The sequence below is a fragment of the Rathayibacter sp. VKM Ac-2804 genome (assembly GCF_009866655.1).
GTDB lineage: Bacteria > Actinomycetota > Actinomycetes > Actinomycetales > Microbacteriaceae > Rathayibacter.
On the sequence record NZ_CP047420.1, the window covers coordinates 3,266,415 to 3,290,965 of the forward strand.

The following is a 24,551-nucleotide window of genomic DNA, read 5'->3' on the forward strand; positions in this document are numbered from 1 at the left end:
GACGCTCAGGCGGCGGGCCGCGCCCCGCCGACCGGGTGCAGCTCGGCGGTGAGGGGGTCGGCGAGCAGCCGCTCGAAGGCGAGCTCGGCCGCGCCGAGCATCAGCAGGTCGGCGCCGAGCTCGGTGCGGGCGATGCGCACGGAGTCGAGCGCCACCCGGAACGGCCCGCCGCGGCCGAGCCGCTCCTCGAGGAAGCCCGGTGCGACGCCGACGAGCGCGCCGAGGAAGCCGCCGAGCACCACCAGCTGCGGGTTGAAGATGTTGACGACGTTGCGCAGCGCCACGGCGAGGTGCCCGAGCTGCCGCTCCACCTCGGCCCGCACCGCGGGGTCTCCGGAGGCGGCGAGCGCCTCCTCGAGCCGCTCGCTGACGTCGGCGCTCTCGTCGAGTCCGAGCACCCGCAGCAGCTCCGCCCGGCCGACCTCAGTCTCGAGGCAGCCGACCGCGCCGCAGTGGCAGTCGACACCGGCGCTGTTGACGAGCGTGTGGCCGATCTCGCCCGCGTAGCCGTCGATGCCGTGCAGCGGGGTGCCGCCGACGATCACGCCGGCGCCGACGCCGCTCGCGCCGCCGTTGAGGTAGACGAGGTGCGAGACCTCGCGTCCGGCGCCGAGGACGCTCTCGGCGAGTGCGCCGAGGTTGGCGTCGTTGGCGGAGAGCACCGGCAGACCGGTCGCCTCGGCGAGCATCCGCGAGAACGGCTCGTCGGTCCAGCCGAGGTGCGGGCCGATCCGGACGAGGCCGTCGGCGTCGCGGACGAGACCGGGGACGGCGACGCCGATGCCGACGGTGCGGGCGTCCGCCGGCAGCTCGGCGACCAGCTCGGCGATGGCGCCGGCCGCGAGCGCCGCCGCGGCCTCGGCGCTCGGCACGGCGGCGGTGCGGCGGATGCGGCGGCGCACCTCGGCGTCCAGGCCGACGACCGCGACCGTGACGGCGTCGATCTCGGGGTTCACCGCGATCGCGACGACCCGGGGATCCGCCTCGACGATCGGGCTCGGCCGGCCCACCTGGTTGAGGGTCTCGGGCTGCAGCTCGCGCACGACACCCAGCTCGACCAGCTCGCCGACGAGGGCGGCGATGGTGGAGCGGTTGAGGCCGGTGAGGCGGGTCAGCTGCGAGCGGGAGCGCGGGCCGACGCGGTGCACGAGCCGGAGGATCGCGGACAGATTGTGCCGGCGGACCCGGTCGAGGTTGTTGCCGCGCGTCGCGTTCTCGGCCATTCCGCGGTCTCCTCTGCTCTCCGGGGCCAGCCTATCCGCGGGTGGACGCGCGGTCCGCCGCACGACATCAGCTGAGAAGGGCGACGAACCCCCATGGGCGATGAGTCGCCTTCTCCGCTGATGTCGTGCGCGGACCTCGCCGGTCAGGACCCCGCGCGGGTCCAGGTCCAGCTGCCGGCGGGCGCGTCGACGCTCACGTCGCCGCCCGAGCGGGTCACCGTGAACACCGTCTCCGCACCGGAGTCGTGCGCCGGCACCCGGACGACCGTCTCGCCGTCAGCCCCCGGGAACACCCGCAGCTCGAGACCGTCGACGTAGTCGTACTCGGCGACGTCGCTGCGCGCGCCGACAGGGATGACCGCGCCCTCGCGGACGTAGAGCGGCAGCGAGTCGAAGCCGTGCACCTCGCGGCGCCACTCCCCCGCCGAGTCGGTGCTCTCGCCCGTCCACCAGTTCGTCCAGCGGCCGCGCGGCAGGTAGAACTCGACCGAGCCGTCGGGGGTGAACACCGGCGCGACCAGCAGGTCGTGGCCGAGCATGTACTGCGTGTCGAGGTGCGCCGCGCTGCGGTCGTCCTCGAACTCGAGCGTCATCGGCCGCATCACCGGGGTGCCGGTGCGCGCCGCCTCCGCCCCCGCCGCGTAGAGGTACGGCATCAGAGAGAGCTTCAGCCGGGTGAACAGCCGCGTGACGTCGACCGCCTCCTCGTCGAACGCCCACGGCACCCGCACCGACGACGAGCCGTGCAGCCGCGAGTGCGAGGAGAGCAGACCGAAGGCGAGCCAGCGCTTGAAGACGCCCGGGTCGGGCGTGCCCTCGAAGCCGCCGATGTCGTGCGCCCAGAAGCCGAAGCCGCCGAGCGCGAGCGAGAGCCCGCCGCGCAGGGTCTCGGCCATCGAGACGTAGGAGGAGGTGTTGTCGCCGCCCCAGTGCACCGGCAGCGCCTGCCCGCCGACGGTGGCGCTGCGGGCGAAGAGCGCCGCGCGGCCCGCGCCGAGCTCCTCCTCGAGCACCTCGAACACCGCCCGGTTGTAGAGCTGCGTGTACCAGTTGTGCATGCCCTCGGGGTCGGAGCCGTCGAACCACGCGACGCCCTCGGAGGGGATGCGCTCGCCGAAGTCGGTCTTGAAGGAGTCGACGCCCTGGCGGACGAGGACCCGCAGCTTGTCCTGGAACCAGCGGGTCGCCTCCGGGTTGGTGAAGTCGATCAGCGCCATGCCGGCGACCCACAGGTCCCACTGCCAGACGTCGCCCGCGGTGGTGCGCAGCAGGTAGCCCTTCTCGCGGCCCTCCTCGAACAGCGCCGAGGCCTGCGCGATGTAGGGGTTGATCCAGACGCAGGTGTGCAGGCCGCGCTCGTGCAGGCGGGCGAGGATCCCCTCCGGGTCCGGGAAGGTGCGCGGGTCCCACTCGAGGTCGGTCCACTGGAACTCGCGCATCCAGAAGCAGTCGAAGTGGAAGGCCGACAGCGGCAGCTCGCGCTCGGCGAAGCCGTCGATGAAGGAGTTCACCGTCTCCTCGTCGTAGCTGGTGGTGAAGCTCGTGGTGAGCCAGAGGCCGTAGCTCCAGGCGGGGACGATCGCGGGGCGGCCGGCCAGCCCGGTGTAGCGCCGGAGCACGTCCTTCTTGGTCGGGCCCTGGATCACCAGGTACTCCAGCGCCTCGCCGCCGACGGAGAACTGCACGCGCTCGACGGTCTCCGAGCCGATCTCGAAGGAGACCAGGCCGGGGTCGTTGACGAGGACGCCGTAGCCGTGGCTGGAGAGGTAGAAGGGGACGTTCTTGTAGGCCTGCTCGGAGGAGGTGCCGCCGTCGGCGTTCCAGACGTCGACGGTCTGGCCGTTCTTGACGAACGGGCCGAAGCGCTCGCCGAGGCCGTAGACGAGCTCGCCGACGCCGAGGTCGAGCTGCTCGTGCAGGTAGGCCTTCCCGTCGGGGCCGGTGAGGTAGCCCTCGGCCTTGTGCCCGGAGCCGGTGAGGCGGGTGCCGGTCGCGGTGTCCCAGAACTCGAGCGACCAGGGCGCGCCCTGCGCGACGCGGACCTCGAGGTCGCCGGTGCGCAGCACGCCGCCGGTCTCGGTGAGGCTCGCCTCGCCCACCGCGTCGTCGACCAGGTCGAAGCCGCGGCGGGTCGCGGTGCCGCGCCAGTGCTCGATCCGGACCTTCGCGACGCCCTCGGCCGGGGAGGACACGGTGACGGTGAGCGTCGGGCGGTTCAGCACGTCGCCGCGGCCCTGGATCACCTTGGTCGGCGCGATCACCTCGAGGGAGGTGCCGTGGGAGCGGATGTCGTACGCCTCCTGCGCGAAGAGGGGCGTGAATCCGGCCCTCGTCTGCCAGAACCCGTCGGTGAACTTCATGGGGTGGTGCCTTTCTGATGGGAGGCCGATGCCGGGAGCGAGGTCGAAGCGCTTCGATTCCCTACCGGGCGCGCCGGGGGGATCAGCGGCGCGGGCCCCGGTGGAAGGACCCGCGCCGCGGTGAGAAGGGGCTACTTGACCGCGCCGGCGGTGATGCCGCGGGTCAGGGTGCGCTGGAAGATCAGGAAGAAGATCAGCGTCGGCAGCAGACCCAGCAGGGCGCTCGCGCTGGTCGTCGTGACGTCCATGATCTTGTCGCCCTGGAGGCTGGAGATCGCGATCGGGACGGTCTGCGTCGCGTCGCTCACCAGGAAGACCAGCGGGATGAGGAACTCGTTCCAGGTCCAGATGAAGAAGAAGATCATCAGCACCGAGAGCGTCGGCCGCGAGATCGGCACGATCACCCGGGTGAGCACCTGCCACTTCGAAGCGCCGTCGAGCGCCGCGGCCTCGAGGATCTCCTTCGGGAAGGTGCCGTAGACGCTGGAGAGCAGATAGGTGCCGAACGCCGACTGGATCACGGTGAAGATGATGATCACCGAGAGCTGGCTGTCGTAGATCCCGACCGCCTTGAACATGTAGTACAGCGGGTAGAGCAGGGCCTCCTGCGGCAGCATGTTCGCCAGCAGGAACAGGATGATGATCCAGCTGCGGCCCTTCACCCGGCCGATGCCGATCGCATAGGCGTTGAGCACCGAGAGGGCGACCGCGAGGATCGCGACCGAGCCGGAGATCAGGATCGAGTTGCCGAGCTTCTCCGGGAAGTTCACCCGCTCCCAGAAGGTCGAGAGGCCGTCGAAGGAGAGACCGGTCGGGAAGGCGAGCGGACCGCCGACCGAGTACTCGGCCGGGGTCTTGAACGAGTTGAGCAGGATCAGCAGCACCGGGCTGATGATGACGAGCCCGATCACGACGGCCACGACCAGGATCGCCCAGTCGCCGAGGGTGCGCTTGGTCGCGCCCTTCGAGGCCTTGGGCGCCTTCTTCGGGGTGGTCAGATCGGTGTCGTCCGTGCCGGCCTGGGTGAACGGCAGGGCTTCGATGGCCGACATCAGCGGGCTCCTTCGCTGCGCTCGACGCGCTCCTGGGCGCGGATGAAGAGGACGGCCAGGATCACGATGACGATCGTCAGCGCGGTCGCGATGGTGGCGCCGTAGCCCACCTGCTGCTTCTGGAAGAACTCGGTGTAGGAGTAGTAGCTCGGCACGATGGTCGAGTCGCCCGGGCCGCCGCGGGTCAGCGCGTAGATCGGGCCGAAGACCTTCAGCGCGGCGATGGTGCAGGTGAGGGTGACCACGAAGACCTCGGGGCGGATGATCGAGATCGTGATCCAGCGGAAGCGCTGGAACCAGTTCGCGCCGTCGAGCTCGGCGGCCTCGTAGAGCTCGGGGTCCACGCGCTGCAGCGCGGCCATGAAGATGACGACCGGGTAGCCGAGCTGGACCCAGATCATCACGACCATGATCGAGAGCATCGCGGTGTCGGGCTTGCCGAGCCAGTCGTGCGCGAGCGAGCCGAGGCCGACCGCCTCGAGGATCGAGTTGAGCGCGCCGTTGTCCGGGCGGAGGATCCAGCCGATCACGATGGCGGCGATGACCGTCGGCAGGATCTGCGGGAGGTAGTAGGTCGCGCGGAGGAAGGAGGCGATCCGGCCGCCGAACTTCTTGCCGACCAGGTCGAAGAGGATCGCGGCGAGGAGGAGGCCGAGGATCGTCGGGACGATCACCATCGCGATGATCATGTAGACGGAGTTCAGGAACGACGTCCAGAACTGGTCGTCGCCCATCAGCTCGATCCAGTTGTCGAGGCCGATGAAGATCGGCGGCTTGATGCCGCGCCACGAGGTGAAGCTGATGTAGACGTTCCAGATCAGCGGAATCAGCACGATGAACACGAAGAGCACGAAGCCCGGGATCAGGTAGAGCCAGTATCCGCCGGAGCGCTTCTCGCGGGGCGGCTTCTCCGCCGTGGGAGGCGGCGGGGCGCTCTCCGCGCGACGCGGAACGGTCGTCGTCATGGGTACTCCTAGAACGTGGGGGCTGTATGAGGGGGCCGCGAGATGCCACTTGTGCACGGCTTTCACGGCGTGTCGCGTGCACAAGTGGCATCTCGCGGAAGGGGGGCGGGCCCTCTTTGCTGGTCGAGTAGCCCCGGAGGGGCGTATCGAGACCCGCCCCGTCAGTGGCGGAGGTTCGGAGGCGGCTGATGCGACCCCATTGAGGGGTCGCCGTCGCGTCGTCGAGGCTGCCGCGGCTATTCCGCGCCTGTGGGCGCGGGGCTGGCCGCCTTGAAGTGACGCTGTCGCGTCACTTGATGTCGGCGACGCCGTCGTCGTACTTGGACTGGAGCTCGGTGAGCATGCCGCTGGGGTCGGTCGAGCCGTTGATGAGCTCCTGCGAGGCGGCGACGAGGTCGTCGTAGAAGGTGGCGGTGGGCCAGTCGGGGTAGAAGGAGAGCTGGTCCTCGTCGACGACCGTCTTCCACTGCGACAGCAGCGCCTTGCTCTTCTCATCCGTGATGGCGGTCTCGTCGACGACCAGCGGGATGCCGCCGTTGTTGCCGATGAGGTTCTGGATCTCGGGGCGCATCGTGATGTCGATCCACTTGAAGGCGAGGTCCTTGTTCTTCGCCGTCTCGGGGATGACCCAGTGGTTGCCCGCGGAGCCCATCGTGAACTCGGCGCCCGGGAAGAGGAACGTGTCCCACTCGAAGCCGGTGATCTCGGTCTTGAAGCGGCCGAACCACCACGAGCCCGAGAAGAAGATCGGGTACTCGCCGGAGATGAACGCGGTGCCCGCGTCCTCGGCCTTGAGCCCGGAGGCGTCGGCCGAGAAGTAGCCCTTGTCGACGTAGGTCTGCAGCTGATCGGCCGCGTAGCTCCAGGCCGCGTCCTCGAAGTCGACCTCGCCGGTGTAGGTCTGGTAATCGGTGATCCACTGGCGGTCGGCCTTCAGCAGCGCGAGCTGGTAGAAGAGCTGCTGCAGCGGGTACTCCGCGCCGGCCTCGGCGAGCGGGGTGATCCCCTTGGCGACGAAGGCGTCGAGCACGGCGGTAAACTCGTCGTAGGTGGTCGGGACCTCGAGGCCGTTGGCCGCGAAGACGTCCTTGTTGTAGTAGACGAAGGTGAACTCGCCGTAGTTGGGGATGCCGTACCAGGAGCCGGAGCCCATGATGCCCTGCTCGTCGTACTTCGCGGTGGTCTGCAGCGCACCCGGGATCAGCTTGTCCCAGCCGTAGAACTCGACGGCCTCGTCGAGGTTGGTGAGCAGGCCCTGGCTCGAGAGCAGACCGCTGGTCGCGTTGCCCTTGTTGTACTCGACGACGTCGGGCGCGGAGTTGGAGTTGAAGATCTGGCTGGCACCGGTGCGCAGCTGCTCGAAGGCCTTGAACTCGTAGGCGATCTCGGCGCCGGTCTCCTTGGTGAAGATGTCGCGGGCGGCGAGCCAGGCGATGCCGCGGTCGCTGTCGGGGGTCTCGAAGTCCCACATGGTCAGGGTGCGGCCGGCACCGTCGACGTCGGTGGCGAGGGCGTCGGAGCCGGCGTCGGAGCCGCCCCCGGAGCAGGCGGCGAGCGCGAACATCGCGCCGATGCCGACACCGCCGGCGATCAGGCCGCGGCGGCTCAGCGAGCCGACGGTGGCGGCGGAGGGGCGGTGGAAGGCGGTGCGGGGACGAAGCGACATAGCGGGAGTTCTCCTTCAAACGGTGCCGCGGGGCTGTGGACGAGGGGCTGTGAGTGGTCGGTCGTGCGAGTCGAAGAGCGCTCTCTGGGCACGTGACGGGTGTCGAAGCGTTTCGACGATCGGCGCGGAGAGGCGGAGGCGAAGAGGACGGGGACAGGTCAGGGAGCGGTCGGCGCCGGAGCGCCGGCCGGGGCGAGCGCGACGGAGCCGCGGTCGACGTAGTGGGGCGGGAGGAGGTCGACGCCGGTGCTGCGACCGGAGTCGATCTGCTGGAGGGTCCGGGCGACGGCCGCGCGGCACATCGCGTCGAACGGGAGGGGGATGCTGCTGACCGGCACGGGGAGCGCCGCGCCGTCGTAGCTCGCGCAGGCCGCGAGGACCGACAGGTCGCCGGGGATCGAGAGGCCGCGCTCGACGAGGCGCTCGATCGCCGCCTCCGCCACCGGCTCGTTGCAGTGCAGCACGAGGGCGGACACGCCAGCGGCGAGCAGCGCGTCGACCGCCGCCGACGCGCTCGCGCGGCCGATGTGCGGGCGCTCCACGCTGAGGGCGAGGCCGAGGGCCGCGCACTCCGCCTCGAAGGCGTCGTCGAAGCGGCGGACGAAGCCGGCATTGCGGTCGGTGTACGACTGCGGGTGCTCGATCAGGCCGATCGAGCGGTGGCCCTGCTCGGCGAGCAGGCGGACGCTGCGGCGGGCGGCCTCGGCGAAGTCGAGGTCGACGCAGGCGAGCTCGTGCGCGTCGGCGGGGACGCCGATGAAGGTCGCCGGGACGGCGGCCGCGCGGATCAGGGCCGCGCGGTCGTCCTCGTCGTCGACGCCCATCAGCACGACGCCGTCGACGAGGGAGGAGGAGGAGACGCGGGCGATGCCGCTGGAGGCCTCGTCCGTGACGAGGAGGAGGACGTCGTAGTCGGACTCGCGGGCCCGCTCGAGCACCTCGGTGACGAAGCGCATGTGAGTGGGCAGGTGGAGCTCGCCGCGCATCGGCGCCGACAGGGCGAGGATGTGGGTCCGCGCTCCGGCGAGCATGCGGGCTCCGGCGTGCGGCCGGTAGCCCAGCTGCCGGACGGCCTCGTCGACCCGCTGGCGGGTGGAGGCGGCGATCGATCGCTTGCCGGAGAGGGCGTAGGAGACGGTGCTGATCGAGACTCCGGCCACGCGGGCGACGTCGTGGATGCTCGCCATCGTTCCTCCTGCCGGACCTCGTCGTCGGTGCCCGGCCGCTCCGCCCTGCTCGGGAGAGCAGTGCTTCGAAACGCTTCGACCGGGTTGCTGCTGAGCACTGTACGCACAGTCGAAACGCTTCCGCAAGGAATTCGTCGGGCCACGCCACATATCAACGCGAGACGTCGCGTCGATCGATCAGCACAGTGACGCGAGACGTCGCGTCGATGGAGGAGCACAGTGACGCGAGACGTCGCGTCGATCGAGGAGCACCACCGCGCGACACGTCGCGACGACCGTTGCGCCGCACGCCCCCGATCGATATGTTGGGCGCAACAACAATTCGGCGACGTCGCCGGAAAGGATTCGGATCAATGTCCCTGACCCCCACCCGCGCCGACAAGTTCTCGTTCGGCCTCTGGACCATCGGCTACAACGGGACGGACCCGTTCGGCGGCCCGACCCGGAAGCCCCTCGACACCGTGCACGCGGTCGAGAAGCTGAGCGAGCTCGGCGCCTACGGCCTCACCTTCCACGACGACGACCTCTTCGCGTTCGGCTCGTCGGACGCCGAGCGCCAGACCGAGATCGACCGCCTCAAGGGCGCGCTCGAGTCGACCGGCCTCGTCGTGCCGATGGTGACCACCAACCTCTTCAGCGCCCCCGTCTTCAAGGACGGCGGCTTCACCTCGAACGACCGCGACGTGCGCCGCTTCGCGCTGCGCAAGGTCCTCCGCAACATCGACCTCGCCGCCGAGCTCGGCGCGCAGACCTTCGTGATGTGGGGCGGCCGCGAGGGCGCCGAGTACGACTCCGCGAAGGACATCCGCGCGGCCCTCGAGCGCTACCGCGAGGCCGTCAACCTGCTCGGCGACTACGTCACCGACAAGGGCTACGACATCCGCTTCGCGATCGAGCCCAAGCCCAACGAGCCCCGCGGCGACATCCTGCTGCCGACGCTCGGCCACGCGATCGCGTTCATCGACTCGCTCGAGCGCCCCGAGCTCGTCGGCGTGAACCCCGAGGTCGGCCACGAGCAGATGGCGGGCCTGAACTTCACGGCCGGCATCGCCCAGGCGCTGTACCACGGCAAGCTCTTCCACATCGACCTCAACGGCCAGCGCGGCATCAAGTACGACCAGGACCTCGTCTTCGGTCACGGCGACCTGCACAACGCGTTCTCGCTCGTCGACCTGCTGGAGAACGGCGGCCCCGGCGGCGTCCCGGCCTACGACGGCCCGCGCCACTTCGACTACAAGCCCTCGCGCACCGAGGACGAGACCGGCGTCTGGGACTCGGCCGCGGCCAACATGCGCACCTACCTCCTGCTCAAGGAGCGGGCCGCGGCCTTCCGCGCCGACCCCGAGGTCCAGGAGGCGCTCGCGGCGTCGAAGGTCGGCGAGCTGTCGACCCCGACGCTGAACGAGGGCGAGTCGTACGACGACCTGCTCGCGGACACCGCGTCCTACGAGTCGTTCGACACCGACGCGTACCTCGGCGGCAAGGGCTTCGGCTTCGTCCGCCTGCAGCAGCTCGCCACCGAGCACCTGCTCGGCGCGCGCAGCTGACCCACCCGGGCCGCTCCCCTCGCAGGGCGCCCTGAGACGGACGGGATCCCGTGCCTCGGCACAGGGTCTCGTCCGTTCTCGCATGCTCGGGCGGAGGCCCAGCCCCTCCCCCGCGGAGGCCGCGCCTCCGTCCCCACCCCGCGCAGGCGACGCCTCCGCACCCCGACTTCAGCGGAGGCCGCGCCTCCGCGCCGCCACAACGAACGGAGACGGCGATGACGCTCGTCGCAGGGATCGACTCGTCCACCCAGAGCTGCAAGGTGGTCGTCCGCGACCTCGACACCGGAGCCGTGGTCCGCACCGGCCGCGCCTCGCACCCGGACGGGACCGAGGTCGACCCGGCCGCCTGGTGGGAAGCGCTGCAGATCGCGCTCGCGGACGCGGGCGGACTCGACGACGTCGCCGCGATCTCGGTCGGCGGCCAGCAGCACGGCATGGTCGTGCTCGACGCGGACGGGCGGGTCGTCCGGCCCGCGCTGCTCTGGAACGACACCCGCAGCGCCGGCGCGGCCCGCGATCTGATCGAGGAGCTCGGCGCCGAGGCCTGGGCGCAGCGCACCGGCAGCGTGCCGGTCGCCTCCTTCACCGCCACCAAGCTGCGCTGGCTGCGCGACGCCGAGCCGGAGAACGCGGCACGCGTCGCCGCCGTGGCGCTCCCGCACGACTGGCTGACCTGGCGCCTGCTCGGCTACGGGCCCGACTCCGCACGCGGGCCGCAGCTGGACGCGCTGACGACCGACCGCTCCGACGCCTCCGGCACCTCGTACTGGGGCGCCGACGGCTATGACCTCGACCTGCTCGAGCGCGCGCTCGGCCACCGGCCGCTCCTCCCCCGCGTGCTCGGCCCGTCGGAGCAGGCGGGCACCACCGAGGGCGGCCTCGTCGTCGGCCCCGGCGCGGGCGACAACGCCGGCGCGGCACTCGGCCTCGGCGCCGGCCCCGGCGACGTCGTGGTCAGCATCGGCACCAGCGGCACCGTCTTCGCCGTGACCGACGACCCGGTGCGCGACGCCTCGGGCACGGTCGCGGGCTTCGCGGACGCGAGCGGGCGCTTCCTGCCGCTGGTCGCGACGCTCAACGCGGCGCGGGTGCTGGCCTCGACGGCAGGGCTGCTCGGCAGCGACTTCGACGCCTTCTCGGCGCTCGCGCTCGAGGCCGAGCCGGGCTCCGGCGGCCTCGTGCTCGTGCCGTACTTCGAGGGCGAGCGGACGCCGAACCTGCCCGACGCGACGGCGAGCCTGCACGGGATGACGATCGCGTCGACCACGCGGCCGAACCTGGCGCGCGCGGCGATCGAGGGCATGCTCTGCGGCCTCGCCGACGGCCTGGACGCCGTGCGGGCGCAGGGCGTCGAGGCGCGGCGCATCCTGCTGATCGGCGGGGCGGCGCAGAACAGCGCCGTGCAGCTGGCCGCCTCGCAGGTCTTCGACGTGCCGGTGGTCGTGCCGACGCCGGGCGAGTACGTCGCCGACGGCGCCGCCGTGCAGGCCGCCTGGGCGCTGACCGGCGCGCGCCCGACCTGGGAGGTCACCTCCCTCGCCGAGCCGGCGCCGGACCACCGCCCGGTCATCCGCGAGCAGTACGCGGCGGCCCGCGCCTGACCCGGCTGCAGAGGGCGGGTCTCGATACGCGCTGCGCGCTACTCGACCAGCATGGGGAGAGAGCTGTCGCCCATCGGGCGTCCTCCGTTCCATGCTGATCGAGGAGCGCGCGCAGCGGGCGTATCGAGATCCGGCGATCAGCTCGTCAGGCCGTCGACGTACTCCCGGTTCTCCGCCAGCCACGACTCGAGGGCCGCGTCCTGGTCGTCCGCGCCCTCGTTGAACAGCGCGTTCTCGAGCGAGTACAGCGTGTCCGAGTCCATCCGGAAGTCGCGCAGCCAGCTGCTCAGCGTCGGGAAGTCGCTGTCGAAGGACGCGGAGCCGAACGCGTGGATCCCCTCGGCCTCGCCGAGCAGTCCCTTCGGGTCCTCGAGATCCTTCACCGGGAACGCATCGTAGGCCCAGTGCGGACGCCACAGCGTCACCGCGATGTTCTCGCCGGCCGCCGTCGCACTGGACAGCTCCTGCAGCATCGCCGGCGTCGAGGAGGTCAGGTACTCCATCCCCTCGAGGCCGTAGCCGGGGATGACCGCGTCGGTCGTGACCCCGTTGAGCCCCGAGCCGGGCTCGATGCCGACCAGGCGGTTCCCGACGACCTCGGGGTTCGCCGCGAGCTCCTCGAGCGTGTCGATCGGCGCGTCCTCGTTCACCGCGATGGTGAGCTTCGCGTCGTCGTTCCAGGCGCCGAGGTCGACGATGCGGTCGCCGTACTCGTCGAGGTAGTCGCCGTGGGTGATCGGCAGCCAGGTGTCCAGCGCCAGGTCGTAGTCGCCGCTGGCGAGGCCCGAGAAGCCGGGCGCCACGTCGATACTCTGCAGCGTCACGTCGTAGCCCTCCTCCTCGAGCACCGCGCCCCAGAGCCGCGACGCGGCGATGCCCTCGTCCCAGCCCTGGAAGACCGCGAGGGTGACGTCGGTGCGGTCGCCGTTGTCGACGGACGCGGTGGTCGCCGGGCCGGCGACCGCGGAGGCGCCGAGCGACGCGACGACGCCGACCGACACCGCAGCGATCGCCGTGCGCGTCGCGACGACGGCCTTGCGGCTGCTCGCCCGGGCGACACGGGCCGGCGACGGCGCACCGAGGGCGCTCGTCATCCGGTCGAGGATGATCGCCAGGATCACCACCGCGATGCCGGCCTCGAAGCCGAGCGCCACGTCGATCCGGCCGATGCTGGCCACGACGTCGCCGCCGAGACCGCCGGCGCCGACCATGCCCGCGATGACGACCATCGAGAGCGACAGCATGATCACCTGGTTGAGCCCGGCCAGGATCGACGGCAGCGCGAGCGGCAGCTGGATCTGGCGGAGGATGCGCCACTTCGACGAGCCGAAGGACTCGCCCGCCTCGACCAGCTCGGAGTCGACACCGCGGATGCCCAGCTCGGTCAGCCGCACGCCCGGTGCCATCGCGAAGACGATCGTCGCGACGATGCCCGGCACGACGCCGACGCGGAAGAGGATCAGCGCCGGGATCAGGTACACGAACGCCGGCATGGTCTGCATGAAGTCGAGGACCGGGCGCAGGATCGCCGAGGCGGTCCGGTTGCGGGCCGCGAGGATCCCCAGCGGCACGCTCAGCGCGATCGCGACGGCGGAGGCGACGAGCACCAGGGCGAGCGAGTCCATCGCGTTGCCCCACTGATCGACGCTCGCGATCAGCAAGAGTCCGACCGCGGAGCCGAGTCCGAAGACCCAGCCGCGCGCCGCGTAGGCGAGCACCGCGATCAGGGCGATGACGACCCAGAACGGCGGGGTCGCCAGCACGAAGTCGACGCCGGTGTAGGCGGCGCCGAAGACGGTGCGGAGGAGGTCGAACACCGGCTGGAAGGTCTGCGTCAGCACGTCGACGACGGTCTCGGCGGCGGCGCCGAGCGGGAGGCGGAGGTCCGGGTTCATCGCACGCCCCCCTCGGTCGCGAGCACGGCGTCGTCGACGGGGCCGCCGGTCGCGTGCAGGGTCGCGGTGACCAGCTCGGTCGGGAGCGTGGCCGGCGGCTCGACGAGCGGCAGCTCGCCGGTGGCGGTGCCGACGTTGCCGAGCGCGGCGAGGAGCGTCACGCGCGGGATCGCCCCGAGGAGCCGCCCCGCCTCGTCGACGACGGCCACCGGCAGCGCCGACTCGACGGCGGGCTCGATGATCTCGCTGAGCGCGGTGTCGGGGCCGACGCTGACGACCGCCTCGGTGACGACGAGCGAGAGGTCGGTGATGCTCGCGCGCACCTGCTCGATCACGTCGCGGTCGCGGACGGTGCCGAGGAGGCGGCGGCCGGCACCCACGACGAAGGCCGCCGCGGTCTGCTGGTCGCGCATGGTGCGCAGCGCCGCGCGCGGGCCGGCGGCGAGCGTCACGACGGAGCGCGCCGGCTCCATCACGGCCGAGGCGGTGAGGACGCGGGCGCGGTCCACGTCCTGCACGAACTGGGCGACGTAGTCGTTCGCCGGGTCGGTGAGGATCTCCTCCGGCGTGCCGATCTGGACGATGCGGCCGTCGCGCATCACGGCGATCCGATCGCCGAGGAGCATGGCCTCGTTGAGGTCGTGGGTGATGAAGACGATGGTCTTGCCGAGCTCGTGCTGCAGCTCGATCAGCTGCTCCTGCATCTCGCGGCGGATCAGCGGATCGAGCGCCGAGAACGCCTCGTCCATCAGCACGATGTCGGTGTCGGCGGCGAGCGCCCGGGCGAGTCCGACTCGCTGGCGCATGCCGCCGGAGAGCTCGTCGGGCAGTTTCTCGTGCCAGCCGGCGAGTCCCGCCCGCTCGACCGCGAGCAGTGCCCGCTCGCGGCGCTCCGCGGCGGGGACGCCCTGGATCTCGAGCGGGTAGGCCACGTTGTCGAGCACGGTGCGGTGCGGGAGCAGCGCGAAGTGCTGGAAGACCATCGAGATCGACGAGCGGCGTACGCGGCGCAGCTCCTTCTCGGAGACGCCGGTGATCGAGGCGCCGTCGATCAGCACCTCCCCCGCGGTCGGCTCCTGCAGGCCGTTGAGCATGCGGATGAGCGTCGACTTCCCGGAGCCGGACAGCCCCATCACGACGAAGATCTCGCCGCGGCGCACCTCGAAGGAGGAGTCGATCACGGCCGCGGTGCCCTGGCCGGCGAGGTCGGCGCGGTCGGCGCCCTCGCGCAGCCGCCGCACGACCTCCTCGGGCCGGCGGCCGAAGACCTTGAAGAGGTTCCTCGCCTCGAGGGCCGGGCCCTCCCGCTCGAGGGTCGCGGTCGCGGCTCGGTTCCCTGGCTCGCTGATGTCCTGGTGGTTCTGCTGCACGTGCACTCCGTCGGCGCGCAGGGACGCATCCCTGCACTCTCATCTCGTGGTGCCGGGTCGGGTGCGGGGGACGACCGTCTCTCCAGCCTCCGCGGGCGACCCGCCGCGGGTGAGCGGCGAGGCGTGGAGGCGATTCCGGATCGTCCGGGAGGCGGCCACGGGGCCGCCTCGCGCACCCGTTGACCGTACGCTCGCGGCACGTCGGGGAGGACGCCGCACGAGCGCGGACCGATTCATCGGGGTCTCGAGGACCGCCGTCCACGGTAGCCGCGGGTGCCCGTTCGGACAAACGGAGGGCGCCGCCTCCGGGGGTCTGCAACGATGCAGAGCCGGGCTATCGAGTGCGTCTGAGCCGGTCAGCGCCCCTTTCCACACCGTTGCCCGATCGTTACCCGCGGATGCCCGCTTGCGCCCGGATGATCGAGCGGTCCGCGCAACCGGCACCCCTGCCGCTCGAGACCCATGCTGATCGAGCAGCCCGCGCCGCGGGCGTATCGAGATCCACCCACCTGCAGACGGCGGGTCTCGAGACGCCGGCCTGCGCCCGGCTGCTCGACCAGCGGGGAGTTTCAGTCCGTCGTCTCGCCCGCCGGCCCGGACGGCGCTGCGACGCCGACGCCGCCGATGGGCTCGCCCTCCCAGGAGACGAGCGACCACTCCGAGCCGGAGCCCTCGAGGATCACGACGCCGGTGTTGTCGAGCAGGTGGTCGGCGATGAAGTGAGCGTCGAGGTCGAGCGAGCGCAGCCCCGCCCAGCAGCGGATCGCGGCGCCGTGGCTGACCAGCGCGACGACGTCGTGGCCGGTCGCCTCCGCCTCCGCGACCACCGCGTCGTAGCGGGCGGCGAACTCGTCGCCGGTCTCGCCGCCGGCCAGCTGCAGCGAGGTCTCCCCGCCGGCCCAGCGGAAGACCGTGCCCATGTACTCCTCCACCGCGGCCTCGTCGCCGCGCATCTCCAGGCCGGCCGCCGCGATCTCGCGGATCCCGGCGCGCTCGACGGGCTCGAGCCCGAGCGCGGCGGCGAGCGGCGCGGCCGTCTCGTGCGTGCGCCGCATCGTCGAGACGAAGAGCGCGCCGATCGACTCGTCGGCGAGCGTCGCCGGAAGCGCCGCCGCCTGGCTGCGGCCGAGGTCGGTGAGCCCGGGGCCGGGGATGCGGGTGTCGAGGATGCCGTCGACGTTGGAGGGGGTCTGGCCGTGGCGGATCAGGAGGAGGCGCATCCGTCCACGCTACCGGCGGCCGCCGACAGGGCTGCTGAGCACCGGGCGGTCGCGGGCATTGCCGGAACCGCAGGCGACTGCGACGATGAGCCGCGGCGGACCACGGCGGCCCGCGCGAAGGAGACTCCCATGGCTGACGGCTTCACGAAAGAGGAGCGCGCCGCGATGAAGCAGCGCGCCGCCGAGCTGCGCGAGGAGGCGAAGCGGCAGAAGAGCGCCGACAAGACCGCCGCCGAGAAGGCCGATGCGGAGGCGGCGATCGCGGCGATGACGGATGTCGAGCGGCCGATCGCGCAGATGCTGCACGACGTCGTCGCCGCCGAGGCGCCCGAGCTGCTGCCGAAGACCTGGTACGGCTTCCCCGCCTACGCCCGCGCCGACGGCAAGGCGATCATCTTCTTCCAGCCGGGCGCGAAGTTCGGCACCCGCTACTCGACGCTCGGCTTCCAGGACGGCGCGCAGCTCGACGACGGCAGCATCTGGCCGACCGCCTACGCGCTCACCGCGGCCGACGACGCGACCCGCGCGACCGTCGCCGCGCTGGTGCGTCGCGCGGCCGGCGTCGCCTGAGCAGGCACTGCTGGCGGCCGAGCAGCCCGCGTCTCCTGCTGATCGAGCAGCCCGCGCAGCGGGCGTATCGAGATCCACCGTTCTGCAGACGCGGGGTCTCGATACGCCGTCCCGCGGACGGCTACTCGACCAGCATGTTTCGGCGCGCGACCGGCATGGTTCGGCGCACGACCGGCATGTTTCGGCGCGCGACCAGCATGGTTCGGCGCACGACCGGCATGGGTCGGCGCGCGACCGGCATGGTCCTGTCCGCGACCGGCATCGCATCGCCGCTCAGCGCAGCAGCACCGGTCCCGCGTCGACCGCGAGGCGGAACAGCGAGTACGGGTAGGCCCGCAGGTCCGTCCCGCCTTGGTAGTCGGCCTGGCGGTGCAGCTGGTTGGCCGTGACGTAGAGGTGGCCGTCTGTCGCGAGCGACATCGTGTCGGGCCAGAGCAGCCGCTCGTCGTGCACGAGCGTCTCGATCGTGCCGTCGGTGCGGCGGCGCACGATCGCGTTGTTCTCGTAGCTGGTGGCGTAGAAGCGGCCCAGGTCGTCGGTCTCGAGCCCGTCCGCTCCGCCGCCCTTGTCGCCCTCGTCGACGACCGTCGCAGCGACGTCCTCGTCCGAGACGCCGCGGTCGACCAGCGCGTCGGTGGCGACGCTGTACCAGCGCCGCGAGGCGAGCGGGCAGTACCAGAGCCGCTCGCCGTCGGCCGAGATCGCGATGCCGTCGGCGCCCATCGTGACGGGCTCCGGGTCGCCGTCGGCGGGCCGCTTCATCAGCACCCGCCCCTCCGCCATCGGCACCAGCTCGGGCGGCGTCAGCGCCTTCGTGCTCGGGTGCTCGTGCAGCCGGCGCCACGCGCTGCCGGACTCGAGGTCGACGACGATGATCCCGTTCGGCCCGGAGTCGGCGGAGTCGGTGATGTAGGCGATCCCGCGCCGCAGATCGAAGCGGATGTCGTTCAGGTAGGTCGTCGGCAGGGCGACGTCCGGCTCGAGGACGATCACCTTCTCGACGGTGTCCGTCGCCAGGTCGACGCAGACGAGCTTCGGCCCGCCGCGCTTCGTCGGCTGGAACAGCGGGCTGCCCGTGTCCAGGATCCACAGCCGGTCGGCCGGATCGACCACGATGCTCTGCACCGAGACCAGCGCCTCCGCGTCGTCGTCCCCGTCGGGCGAGTTCCACGCCTCGTCCGGGAACGGCACCGCGATGCCGTCCCGCAGCTCGACGACCGTCGCGGGGACCTCGTCGCCCCACTTCGGGAAGTTCACGAAGATGCGGCCGGTGTGCGACACGCTCACACCTGTCGGCATCGGCCCCTCGGTGAACTCGTGCACGAGCTCCAGCTCGCCCAGCGGCTCGTCGACCGGGCGCGGCCTGCCGTGCGAGTCGTCGTCGTCCTGTCCCCAGAAGCCCATCGGTCGTCCTCTCGTCGGTGCCCGCGGTGACGCGGAGCGGTGCTGATGGGCGGGCCGTCGCGCCGGTCGTGCGCCGGTGCGCGTCTCGCCTGCTCCTTCATCGTCGGTCCACCCCCGCTCCGCTGGCGAGGTGCTGGCCATCCCGCCGTCGAGCGCCTACCCTCCCGCCCACCGCCGCTCCCCCGCCCACCTCCGGCACGCGGAACCGTCTCCGGCACGCGAAAGGCTCCCGAAACGACGAGCCCGAGATCGTTCCGCGAGCCGAACCTCCGACGCGCCACCTCCGGCACGCGGAAACACCTCCGGCACGCCGGAACCCGCTGATCCCGCGAGCCGGACGGCGTTCGGCGAGCCGGAGTCCGCAGGAGCCGCCCGCCCCGGATCCGCGCCGCAGAACGACCCACGAGCCGAACCTCCGCCCCACCCACCTCCGGCACGCGGAGCCACCCCCGGCACGCCGCAACCGCACAATCCCGCGAGCCCGGCCCCATCCCGCGAGCCGGACCTCCGCGCACCCCCGCGTCCCCCCTGAGAGGGGTTCCGCCCCGCGGGAGACGTAAGGTGTGCTCACACGCGCCCGCGGACGGGCGGGCCCCGCATCGCAGCGGCACCCGCGTCCCCGCGACGAAGCGCCGCCCGATCACAGGAAGCCACGGTGCCCGATGCCGGAAGACAAGCCCGCGCCGCGGGCCCCGAGCATCTACGACGTCGCCCGGGCGGCCGGAGTGTCGCACCAGACGGTCTCCCGCGTGCTCAACGACCACCCCAGCCTGCGCGCCGAGACCAAGAAGCGCGTCCTCGACGTGATGGCCCAGCTCGACTACCGGCCCAATCTCGCCGCCCGCGCCCTGGTCACCAGCCGCACGCGCACGATCGGCGTGCTCTCCTCGCAGAGCCTGCAGTTCGGCCCCGCGTCGAGCATCCAGGCCATCGAGGTCGCCGCCCGCGACGCCGGGTACCTGGTCGTCACGGCGAACGTGGACGGCACCGACGGCGACTCCATCCGGGCCGGGATCCGGCACCTGCTGAACCAGGCGGTCGAGGGTCTCGTGGTCATCGCACCGCAGATCCGGGTCTTCGACATCCTCTCCGGCGTCGCGCTGCGGATCCCGAACGTCACTCTGCAGACCACCGACGCCGAGCGCGACGACGCGCTCTACGTCGACCAGATGGCCGGCGCGCGGATGGCGACCGCGCACCTCATCGAGCTCGGCCACACCGAGATCGTGCACCTCTCCGGACCGCAGGACTGGATCGAGGCCGAGGCCCGGATGCGCGGCTACCTCGTCGAGCTCGGCGACCGGAATCTGCCGCTGCGCCCGCCGATCCTCGGCGACTGGAGCGCGGAGCGCGGCCACCACGTCGGCCTCGAGCTCAGCCGGCTCCTCGACGTCACCGCGGTCTTCGCCGCGAACGACCAGATGGCGCTCGGCGTGATGAGCGCGTTCCACGAGCGCGGCATCCGCGTCCCGGAGGACGTCAGCGTCATCGGCTTCGACGACATCCCCGAGGCCGCGTACTACTGGCCGCCGCTGACGAGCGTGCGGCAGGACTTCGCCGAACTCGGCCGCCGCTGCGTGGCCGCGCTGCTGAGCCTGATCGAGGGCGAGCGCCCCGAGGCGTCGGCGCCGATCGACCCGCAGCTGATCGTCCGCGGCTCCACCGCGGTGCCCCGCTCCGCTCCGGCCGCCGTCGGCGCGGCGCACCGATGATCCGCGCCGTTATCGAGTCGAGACATGCACGGTGGCACGATTGCCGCCGACAGGTCTAGCATCACTCCATGTGATCGCTCACATGAGCGTCCCGCCGCCGCCGGCCCCCCGCGGCAGCCCAGCACCCGCTGCATTCAATGACGAAGGAATCACAGTGACCACAATGAAGCGCGCACTCATCGCCGGCATCGCCGGTGGCGCGATGATCCTCTCCCTCGCCGCCTGCTCGAGCGGCTCCGGCGACTCGGGCTCCGGCTCGGGCGACGGCGGCCTCGTCGGCGTCGCGATGCCGACGAAGTCCTCCGAGCGCTGGATCGCCGACGGCAACAACGTCAAGTCGCAGCTCGAGGAGGCCGGCTACCAGGTCGACCTGCAGTACGCCGAGGACGACATCCCCACCCAGGTCTCGCAGCTCGAGAACATGATCACCAAGGGCGCCAAGGCCCTGATCGTCGCCTCGATCGACGGCACCACCCTCACCAGCGTCCTGGAGGAGGCCGCGGCGAACGACATCCCCGTCATCGCCTACGACCGCCTCATCCGCGACTCCGAGAACGTGGACTACTACGCCACGTTCGACAACTACAAGGTCGGCGTCCAGCAGGCCACCTCGCTCCTCGCGGGCCTCGGCCTGACCGACCTCGAGGGCACCGCCGCGGCGAGCGCCCCCGCCGGTCCGTTCAACATCGAGCTCTTCGCCGGCAGCCCCGACGACAACAACGCGACGTTCTTCTTCAACGGCGCGATGGACACCCTCAAGCCGTTCATCGACGCGGGCACCCTCGTCGTCGCGTCCGGTGAGACCGAGTTCAACACCGTCGCCACGCTGCGCTGGGACCCCGAGGTCGCCCAGAGCCGCATGGAGGACATCATCACCAAGACGTACTCCGACGGCTCGAAGATCCAGGGCGTCCTCTCGCCCTACGACGGCCTCAGCCGCGGCATCATCTCCGCGCTGACCGACGCCGGCTACACCGTGGGCACCGACTTCCCGGTCATCACCGGCCAGGACGCCGAGCTCGACTCGGTCAAGGCGATCATCTCGGGTGAGCAGTACGCGACCATCTACAAGGACACCCGCGAGCTCGCCAAGGAGGCCGTCTCCATGGCCCAGGCCGTCCTCGAGGGCACCGAGCCCGAGGTCAACGACACCGAGACGTACGACAACGGCGAGAAGGTCGTCCCGTCCTTCCTGCTCGAGCCGGTCATCGTCACCAAGGACCAGATCCAGTCCGTGCTGGTCGACGGCGGCTACTACACCGACGCCGAGGTCAACGGCTAAGCACCGCCTCCACTGAAGTCAGCACTACCCCGGGAGGGCGCCCATCGGGCGCCCTCCCCCACTACGAAGGAAGGGAGGCACGCGTGACCACGAACATCCTCGAGATGCGCGGCATCACCAAGACGTTCCCGGGCGTGAAGGCGCTCCAGGACGTCACGCTGAACGCCGAGCGCGGCGAAGTCCACGCGATCTGCGGAGAGAACGGCGCCGGCAAGTCGACGCTGATGAAGGTGCTGTCGGGCGTGTACCCGCACGGCACGTACGAGGGCGACATCGTCTTCGAGGACGAGGTGATGCAGTTCGCCAGCATCCGCGACTCGGAGGCGAAGGGCATCGTCATCATCCACCAGGAGCTGGCCCTCAGCCCCTACCTCTCCATCGCGGAGAACATCTTCCTCGGCAACGAGGTCCGCGGCTTCGCCGGTCTGATCGACTGGAACAAGACCAACGCGGAGGCGGCCTCGCTGCTCGCCCGGGTCGGCTTGAAGGAGAACCCCACCACCAAGATCCAGGACATCGGAGTCGGCAAGCAGCAGCTCGTCGAGATCGCCAAGGCGCTCTCCAAGCGGGTCAAGCTGCTCATCCTCGACGAGCCCACCGCGGCGCTCAACGACGAGGACTCCGACCACCTGCTCGATCTGATCCTGCACCTCAAGCAGCAGGGCATCACGTCGCTGATCATCAGCCACAAGCTCAACGAGATCAAGAAGATCGCCGACACCGTCACGGTCATCCGCGACGGCAAGACGATCGAGACGATCGCGCACGACGACGTGACCGAGGACCGGATCATCAAGGACATGGTCGGCCGCGACCTCGACCACCGCTACCCGGACCACACGCCGCACATCGGCGAGGAGATCCTCCGCGTCGTCGACTGGACCGCGCACCACCCGCAGGACCCGACGCGCGTCATGGTCGACAAGGTGAACCTCACCGTGCACCGCGGCGAGATCGTTGGCATCGCGGGCCTGATGGGCGCCGGCCGCACCGAGTTCGCGATGAGCCTCTTCGGCCGCTCCTACGGCAGCCGCATCTCCGGCCAGGTCTTCAAGGCCGGCAAGGAGATCAAGATGCGCAACGTGTCGGAGGCGATCGCCCACGGGCTCGCCTACGCCACCGAGGACCGCAAGCACTACGGCCTCAACCTGATCGACGACATCAAGCGGAACATCTCGCTCGCGTCGCTGCCCAAGGTGTCCAGCGCCGGACTCGTCGACGACAACCGCGAGTTCGAGGTCGCCAACGAGTACCGCGGCAGCATGAACATCAAGTCGCCGACCGTGCTCGCCAAGACCGGGAAGCTCTCCGGCGGCAACCAGCAGAAGGTCGTCCTGTCGAAGTGGATCTACTCCGACCCGGACGTCCTGATCCTCGACGAGCCGACCCGCGGCATCGACGTGGGCGCGAAGTACGAGATCTACACCATCATCAACCGGCTCGCGGCGGAGGGTAAGGGGATCATCGTCATCTCCTCCGAGCTGCCCGAGCTGCTCGGCATCTGCGACCGCGTCTACGCGCTGTCGGAGGGCCGCATCACGGGCGAGCTGCCCATCGCCGAGGCCACGCCCGAGGCAGTCCTCACCCTCATGACCCAGGAGAAGCAACGATGACCGATCTGCAGAACACCCCGCCGACGGCGGCGGGAGCGCAGGTGAACCCCACCGAGAACGCGTTCACCAAGCGCCTCAGCCACGTCCTCAGCGACCTGGGCAAGAACGGCATCTTCCTCGCCCTGATCGTGGTGGTGCTGCTCTTCCAGATCATGACCAACGGGATCCTCCTGCGTCCGCAGAACATCTCGAACCTGATCGTCCAGAACGGCTACATCCTCATCCTCGCCATCGGCATGGTGATGGTCATCGTGGCCGGGCACATCGACCTCTCGGTCGGCTCCATCGCCGCGTTCGTCGGCGCCATGTCCGGTGTCTTCGCCGTCAACATGGGCCTGCCGTGGTTCGTCTCGATCGTGCTCTCGCTGCTCATCGGAGCTCTGGTGGGCGCCTGGCAGGGCTTCTGGATCGCGTTCGTGGGGATACCCGCGTTCATCGTGACCTTGGCGGGCATGCTGATCTTCCGCGGCCTGGCGCTCGTCGTCCTCGGCAACGCGAACATCGGCTCGTTCCCGATCGAGTACCGCGCCCTGGGCAACGGCTTCCTCACCGACCTGTTCGGCGAGACCGAGGGTCTCGACCCGCTGTCGCTCGGCGTCGGCGCGCTCGCGATCATCGCGTTCACCGTGCAGTCGGTCCGCACCCGCCGCGGCCGCCAGAAGTACAACCAGGGTGTCGAGCCGGGCGCCTGGTTCGTCACCAAGCTCGTCCTCATCGCGCTCGTCGTCGCCGCGTTCGCCTTCGCGCTCTCGTCGTTCAAGGGCATCCCGGTGACCCTGATCGTCCTGGCCGTGCTCGTCCTCGTCTACGGCGTCGTGATGAACCGCTCGGTCTTCGGCCGCCACGTCTACGCCATCGGCGGCAACCTGCACGCCGCGGAGCTCTCGGGCATCAAGACGCGCAACGTCACCTTCTGGCTGTTCGTCAACATGGGCGTCCTCGCGGCGCTGGCCGGTCTCGTCTTCACCGCCCGCCTCAACCTGGCGGGTCCGAAGGCCGGCGACGGCTTCGAGCTCGAGGCCATCTCGGCCGCGTTCATCGGCGGCGCGGCCGTCCAGGGCGGCGTCGGCACCATCGGCGGCGCGATCCTCGGTGGTCTGATCATCGGCGTCCTGAACAACGGCATGTCGATCATGGGCATCGGCATCGAGTGGCAGCAGGCGGTCAAGGGCCTCGTGCTCCTGCTCGCGGTCGCCTTCGACGTCTACAACAAGCGCCGCTCCGGCGGACGCTAGCCGCTCCGGTCGTGGCCGACTGGTCGCGGTTCCTGCCGCTCAGCTCCGGAGCCTCGGTCGACGAGTCGGGGGTCAGCAACGACTGGCGCCCGCTCGTCGCGGATCGGCTCGACCGGCTCGCCGTCCTGGCCGCCTCCCCCTCCTTCACGGAGGGCGGGGCGGCCAGTGCCGTCTCCACCCCTCTTCTCGGCGCCCTCGTCGTGCGGCTCTCCAGCAGTACGACGCAGCGGCTCGCCTCCCGCCTCGGCGCTCGCGAGGCCGCCGATCCCCCCGCCCCGGCAGCGCTGCCGGCGGCGATCACCGCCCTCGCGACCGCCCGCCGCGCCGGTCGCGGCCCCACCGGCGTCGCCGAGCTCGTCGAGGTCGTCCGCGTCGAGCTGGCCCTCGCCCCGGAGACGGTCCTCCCCGAGAAGGTCTCCGGCGCCGTCGCGCTCGACCGCTTCCTCCGCGCGCCGCTCGCCATCCGCGCCGCCGCCCGCGGCAGCTCCCTCGTGCCGACGGACGCCTCCTGGTCGCTCGGCTCCGGCCCCGCCGTCCGCGCGCCGGCCACCGAGATCCTGCTCTTCCTGCTCGACCTCGGCCCCTTCCCCACCTCGGTCGCGCCGGAGGAGTAGCGAGCGCCAGAATCCGGACGATCGACGCCTGCCGA

Annotated in this window: 18 protein-coding genes; 8 read left to right on the top strand and 10 right to left on the bottom strand. The window is 71.0% G+C overall.

Annotation, left to right across the window (positions count from 1 at the left end):
* Positions 1–5: 5 nt before the first annotated feature.
* From GTU73_RS15270 to GTU73_RS15295, 6 genes are all read right to left on the bottom strand, one after another.
* Positions 6–1,223, bottom strand: a complete 1,218-nt coding sequence (locus tag GTU73_RS15270) for an ROK family protein (protein WP_160090538.1) — start codon at positions 1,221–1,223, stop codon at positions 6–8.
* A gap of 143 nt (positions 1,224–1,366) precedes the next feature.
* On the bottom strand, positions 1,367–3,583 hold the full coding sequence (yicI, locus tag GTU73_RS15275; protein ID WP_160090539.1) for an alpha-xylosidase: 2,217 nt from the start codon (positions 3,581–3,583) through the stop codon (positions 1,367–1,369).
* Positions 3,584–3,714: 131 nt separating this feature from the next.
* Positions 3,715–4,635, bottom strand: coding sequence for a carbohydrate ABC transporter permease (locus GTU73_RS15280; protein ID WP_123447719.1), 921 nt, complete (start codon positions 4,633–4,635; stop codon positions 3,715–3,717).
* Positions 4,635–5,600 (bottom strand): sugar ABC transporter permease, encoded by a 966-nt coding sequence (locus GTU73_RS15285; RefSeq protein ID WP_160090540.1) that lies wholly within the window; start codon positions 5,598–5,600, stop codon positions 4,635–4,637. The genes GTU73_RS15280 and GTU73_RS15285 overlap by 1 nt, the downstream gene beginning before the upstream one ends.
* A 289-nt stretch (positions 5,601–5,889) precedes the next feature.
* The gene (locus GTU73_RS15290) at positions 5,890–7,266 is read right to left on the bottom strand and encodes an extracellular solute-binding protein (protein WP_244231662.1); all 1,377 of its coding nucleotides are present in this window, start codon (positions 7,264–7,266) and stop codon (positions 5,890–5,892) included.
* A 158-nt stretch (positions 7,267–7,424) separates the two neighbouring features.
* Positions 7,425–8,453, bottom strand: a complete 1,029-nt coding sequence (locus GTU73_RS15295; protein WP_160090541.1) for a LacI family DNA-binding transcriptional regulator — start codon at positions 8,451–8,453, stop codon at positions 7,425–7,427.
* A 353-nt stretch (positions 8,454–8,806) separates the two neighbouring features.
* On the opposite strand from GTU73_RS15295, the gene xylA reads away from it, so the two are divergent.
* Together xylA and xylB are read left to right on the top strand one after the other, a co-directional pair.
* Positions 8,807–10,000: a xylose isomerase gene (xylA, locus tag GTU73_RS15300; RefSeq protein ID WP_160090542.1), complete on the top strand. Its 1,194-nt coding sequence runs from the start codon at positions 8,807–8,809 to the stop codon at positions 9,998–10,000.
* Between the two features lie 215 nt (positions 10,001–10,215).
* Positions 10,216–11,601, top strand: a complete 1,386-nt coding sequence (gene xylB / locus GTU73_RS15305) for a xylulokinase (RefSeq protein ID WP_160090543.1) — start codon at positions 10,216–10,218, stop codon at positions 11,599–11,601.
* A gap of 137 nt (positions 11,602–11,738) precedes the next feature.
* Here the strand turns inward: xylB and GTU73_RS15310 are convergent, their stop codons facing one another.
* The 3 genes from GTU73_RS15310 to GTU73_RS15320 all read right to left on the bottom strand — a co-directional run bounded on the left by GTU73_RS15310 (position 11,739) and on the right by GTU73_RS15320 (position 16,086).
* Positions 11,739–13,496 (bottom strand): ABC transporter permease/substrate binding protein, encoded by a 1,758-nt coding sequence (locus tag GTU73_RS15310; RefSeq protein WP_160090544.1) that lies wholly within the window; start codon positions 13,494–13,496, stop codon positions 11,739–11,741.
* Complete coding sequence (locus tag GTU73_RS15315) at positions 13,493–14,845, bottom strand: glycine betaine/L-proline ABC transporter ATP-binding protein (protein ID WP_244231867.1); 1,353 nt, start codon at positions 14,843–14,845, stop codon at positions 13,493–13,495. The genes GTU73_RS15310 and GTU73_RS15315 overlap by 4 nt, the downstream gene beginning before the upstream one ends.
* 590 nt (positions 14,846–15,435) lie before the next feature.
* Positions 15,436–16,086 (bottom strand): histidine phosphatase family protein, encoded by a 651-nt coding sequence (locus GTU73_RS15320; RefSeq protein WP_160090545.1) that lies wholly within the window; start codon positions 16,084–16,086, stop codon positions 15,436–15,438.
* A 129-nt stretch (positions 16,087–16,215) separates the two neighbouring features.
* On the opposite strand from GTU73_RS15320, the gene GTU73_RS15325 reads away from it, so the two are divergent.
* On the top strand, positions 16,216–16,656 hold the full coding sequence (locus tag GTU73_RS15325) for a hypothetical protein (protein ID WP_160090546.1): 441 nt from the start codon (positions 16,216–16,218) through the stop codon (positions 16,654–16,656).
* Between the two features lie 273 nt (positions 16,657–16,929).
* Here the strand turns inward: GTU73_RS15325 and GTU73_RS15330 are convergent, their stop codons facing one another.
* On the bottom strand, positions 16,930–18,060 hold the full coding sequence (locus GTU73_RS15330; protein WP_160090547.1) for an L-dopachrome tautomerase-related protein: 1,131 nt from the start codon (positions 18,058–18,060) through the stop codon (positions 16,930–16,932).
* 662 nt (positions 18,061–18,722) lie between these two features.
* On the opposite strand from GTU73_RS15330, the gene GTU73_RS15335 reads away from it, so the two are divergent.
* The 5 genes from GTU73_RS15335 (at position 18,723) to GTU73_RS15355 (ending at position 24,516) form a co-directional block, all read left to right on the top strand.
* Positions 18,723–19,772, top strand: a complete 1,050-nt coding sequence (locus GTU73_RS15335; protein ID WP_160090548.1) for a LacI family DNA-binding transcriptional regulator — start codon at positions 18,723–18,725, stop codon at positions 19,770–19,772.
* A gap of 163 nt (positions 19,773–19,935) precedes the next feature.
* Positions 19,936–21,054, top strand: a complete 1,119-nt coding sequence (chvE, locus tag GTU73_RS15340; RefSeq protein ID WP_160090549.1) for a multiple monosaccharide ABC transporter substrate-binding protein — start codon at positions 19,936–19,938, stop codon at positions 21,052–21,054.
* An 83-nt stretch (positions 21,055–21,137) separates the two neighbouring features.
* On the top strand, positions 21,138–22,667 hold the full coding sequence (gene mmsA / locus GTU73_RS15345; RefSeq protein ID WP_160090550.1) for a multiple monosaccharide ABC transporter ATP-binding protein: 1,530 nt from the start codon (positions 21,138–21,140) through the stop codon (positions 22,665–22,667).
* Complete coding sequence (gene mmsB / locus GTU73_RS15350; protein WP_160090551.1) at positions 22,664–23,902, top strand: multiple monosaccharide ABC transporter permease; 1,239 nt, start codon at positions 22,664–22,666, stop codon at positions 23,900–23,902. The genes mmsA and mmsB overlap by 4 nt, the downstream gene beginning before the upstream one ends.
* 11 nt (positions 23,903–23,913) lie before the next feature.
* Positions 23,914–24,516, top strand: coding sequence for a hypothetical protein (locus GTU73_RS15355; protein WP_160090552.1), 603 nt, complete (start codon positions 23,914–23,916; stop codon positions 24,514–24,516).
* The last annotated feature ends 35 nt before the right edge of the window (positions 24,517–24,551 follow it).

What these genes read in the sequence shown, in the direction of transcription:
- GTU73_RS15270 (WP_160090538.1), bottom strand. Translation starts at nt 1,223, where the DNA reads ATGGCCGAGAACGCGACGCGCGGCAACAACCTCGACCGGGTCCGCCGG.
- yicI (WP_160090539.1), bottom strand. Translation starts at nt 3,583, where the DNA reads ATGAAGTTCACCGACGGGTTCTGGCAGACGAGGGCCGGATTCACGCCC.
- GTU73_RS15280 (WP_123447719.1), bottom strand. Translation starts at nt 4,635, where the DNA reads ATGTCGGCCATCGAAGCCCTGCCGTTCACCCAGGCCGGCACGGACGAC.
- GTU73_RS15285 (WP_160090540.1), bottom strand. Translation starts at nt 5,600, where the DNA reads ATGACGACGACCGTTCCGCGTCGCGCGGAGAGCGCCCCGCCGCCTCCC.
- GTU73_RS15290 (WP_244231662.1), bottom strand. Translation starts at nt 7,266, where the DNA reads ATGTCGCTTCGTCCCCGCACCGCCTTCCACCGCCCCTCCGCCGCCACC.
- GTU73_RS15295 (WP_160090541.1), bottom strand. Translation starts at nt 8,453, where the DNA reads ATGGCGAGCATCCACGACGTCGCCCGCGTGGCCGGAGTCTCGATCAGC.
- xylA (WP_160090542.1), top strand. Translation starts at nt 8,807, where the DNA reads ATGTCCCTGACCCCCACCCGCGCCGACAAGTTCTCGTTCGGCCTCTGG.
- xylB (WP_160090543.1), top strand. Translation starts at nt 10,216, where the DNA reads ATGACGCTCGTCGCAGGGATCGACTCGTCCACCCAGAGCTGCAAGGTG.
- GTU73_RS15310 (WP_160090544.1), bottom strand. Translation starts at nt 13,496, where the DNA reads ATGAACCCGGACCTCCGCCTCCCGCTCGGCGCCGCCGCCGAGACCGTC.
- GTU73_RS15320 (WP_160090545.1), bottom strand. Translation starts at nt 16,086, where the DNA reads ATGCGCCTCCTCCTGATCCGCCACGGCCAGACCCCCTCCAACGTCGAC.
- GTU73_RS15325 (WP_160090546.1), top strand. Translation starts at nt 16,216, where the DNA reads ATGGCTGACGGCTTCACGAAAGAGGAGCGCGCCGCGATGAAGCAGCGC.
- GTU73_RS15330 (WP_160090547.1), bottom strand. Translation starts at nt 18,060, where the DNA reads ATGGGCTTCTGGGGACAGGACGACGACGACTCGCACGGCAGGCCGCGC.
- GTU73_RS15335 (WP_160090548.1), top strand. Translation starts at nt 18,723, where the DNA reads ATGCCGGAAGACAAGCCCGCGCCGCGGGCCCCGAGCATCTACGACGTC.
- chvE (WP_160090549.1), top strand. Translation starts at nt 19,936, where the DNA reads ATGAAGCGCGCACTCATCGCCGGCATCGCCGGTGGCGCGATGATCCTC.
- mmsB (WP_160090551.1), top strand. Translation starts at nt 22,664, where the DNA reads ATGACCGATCTGCAGAACACCCCGCCGACGGCGGCGGGAGCGCAGGTG.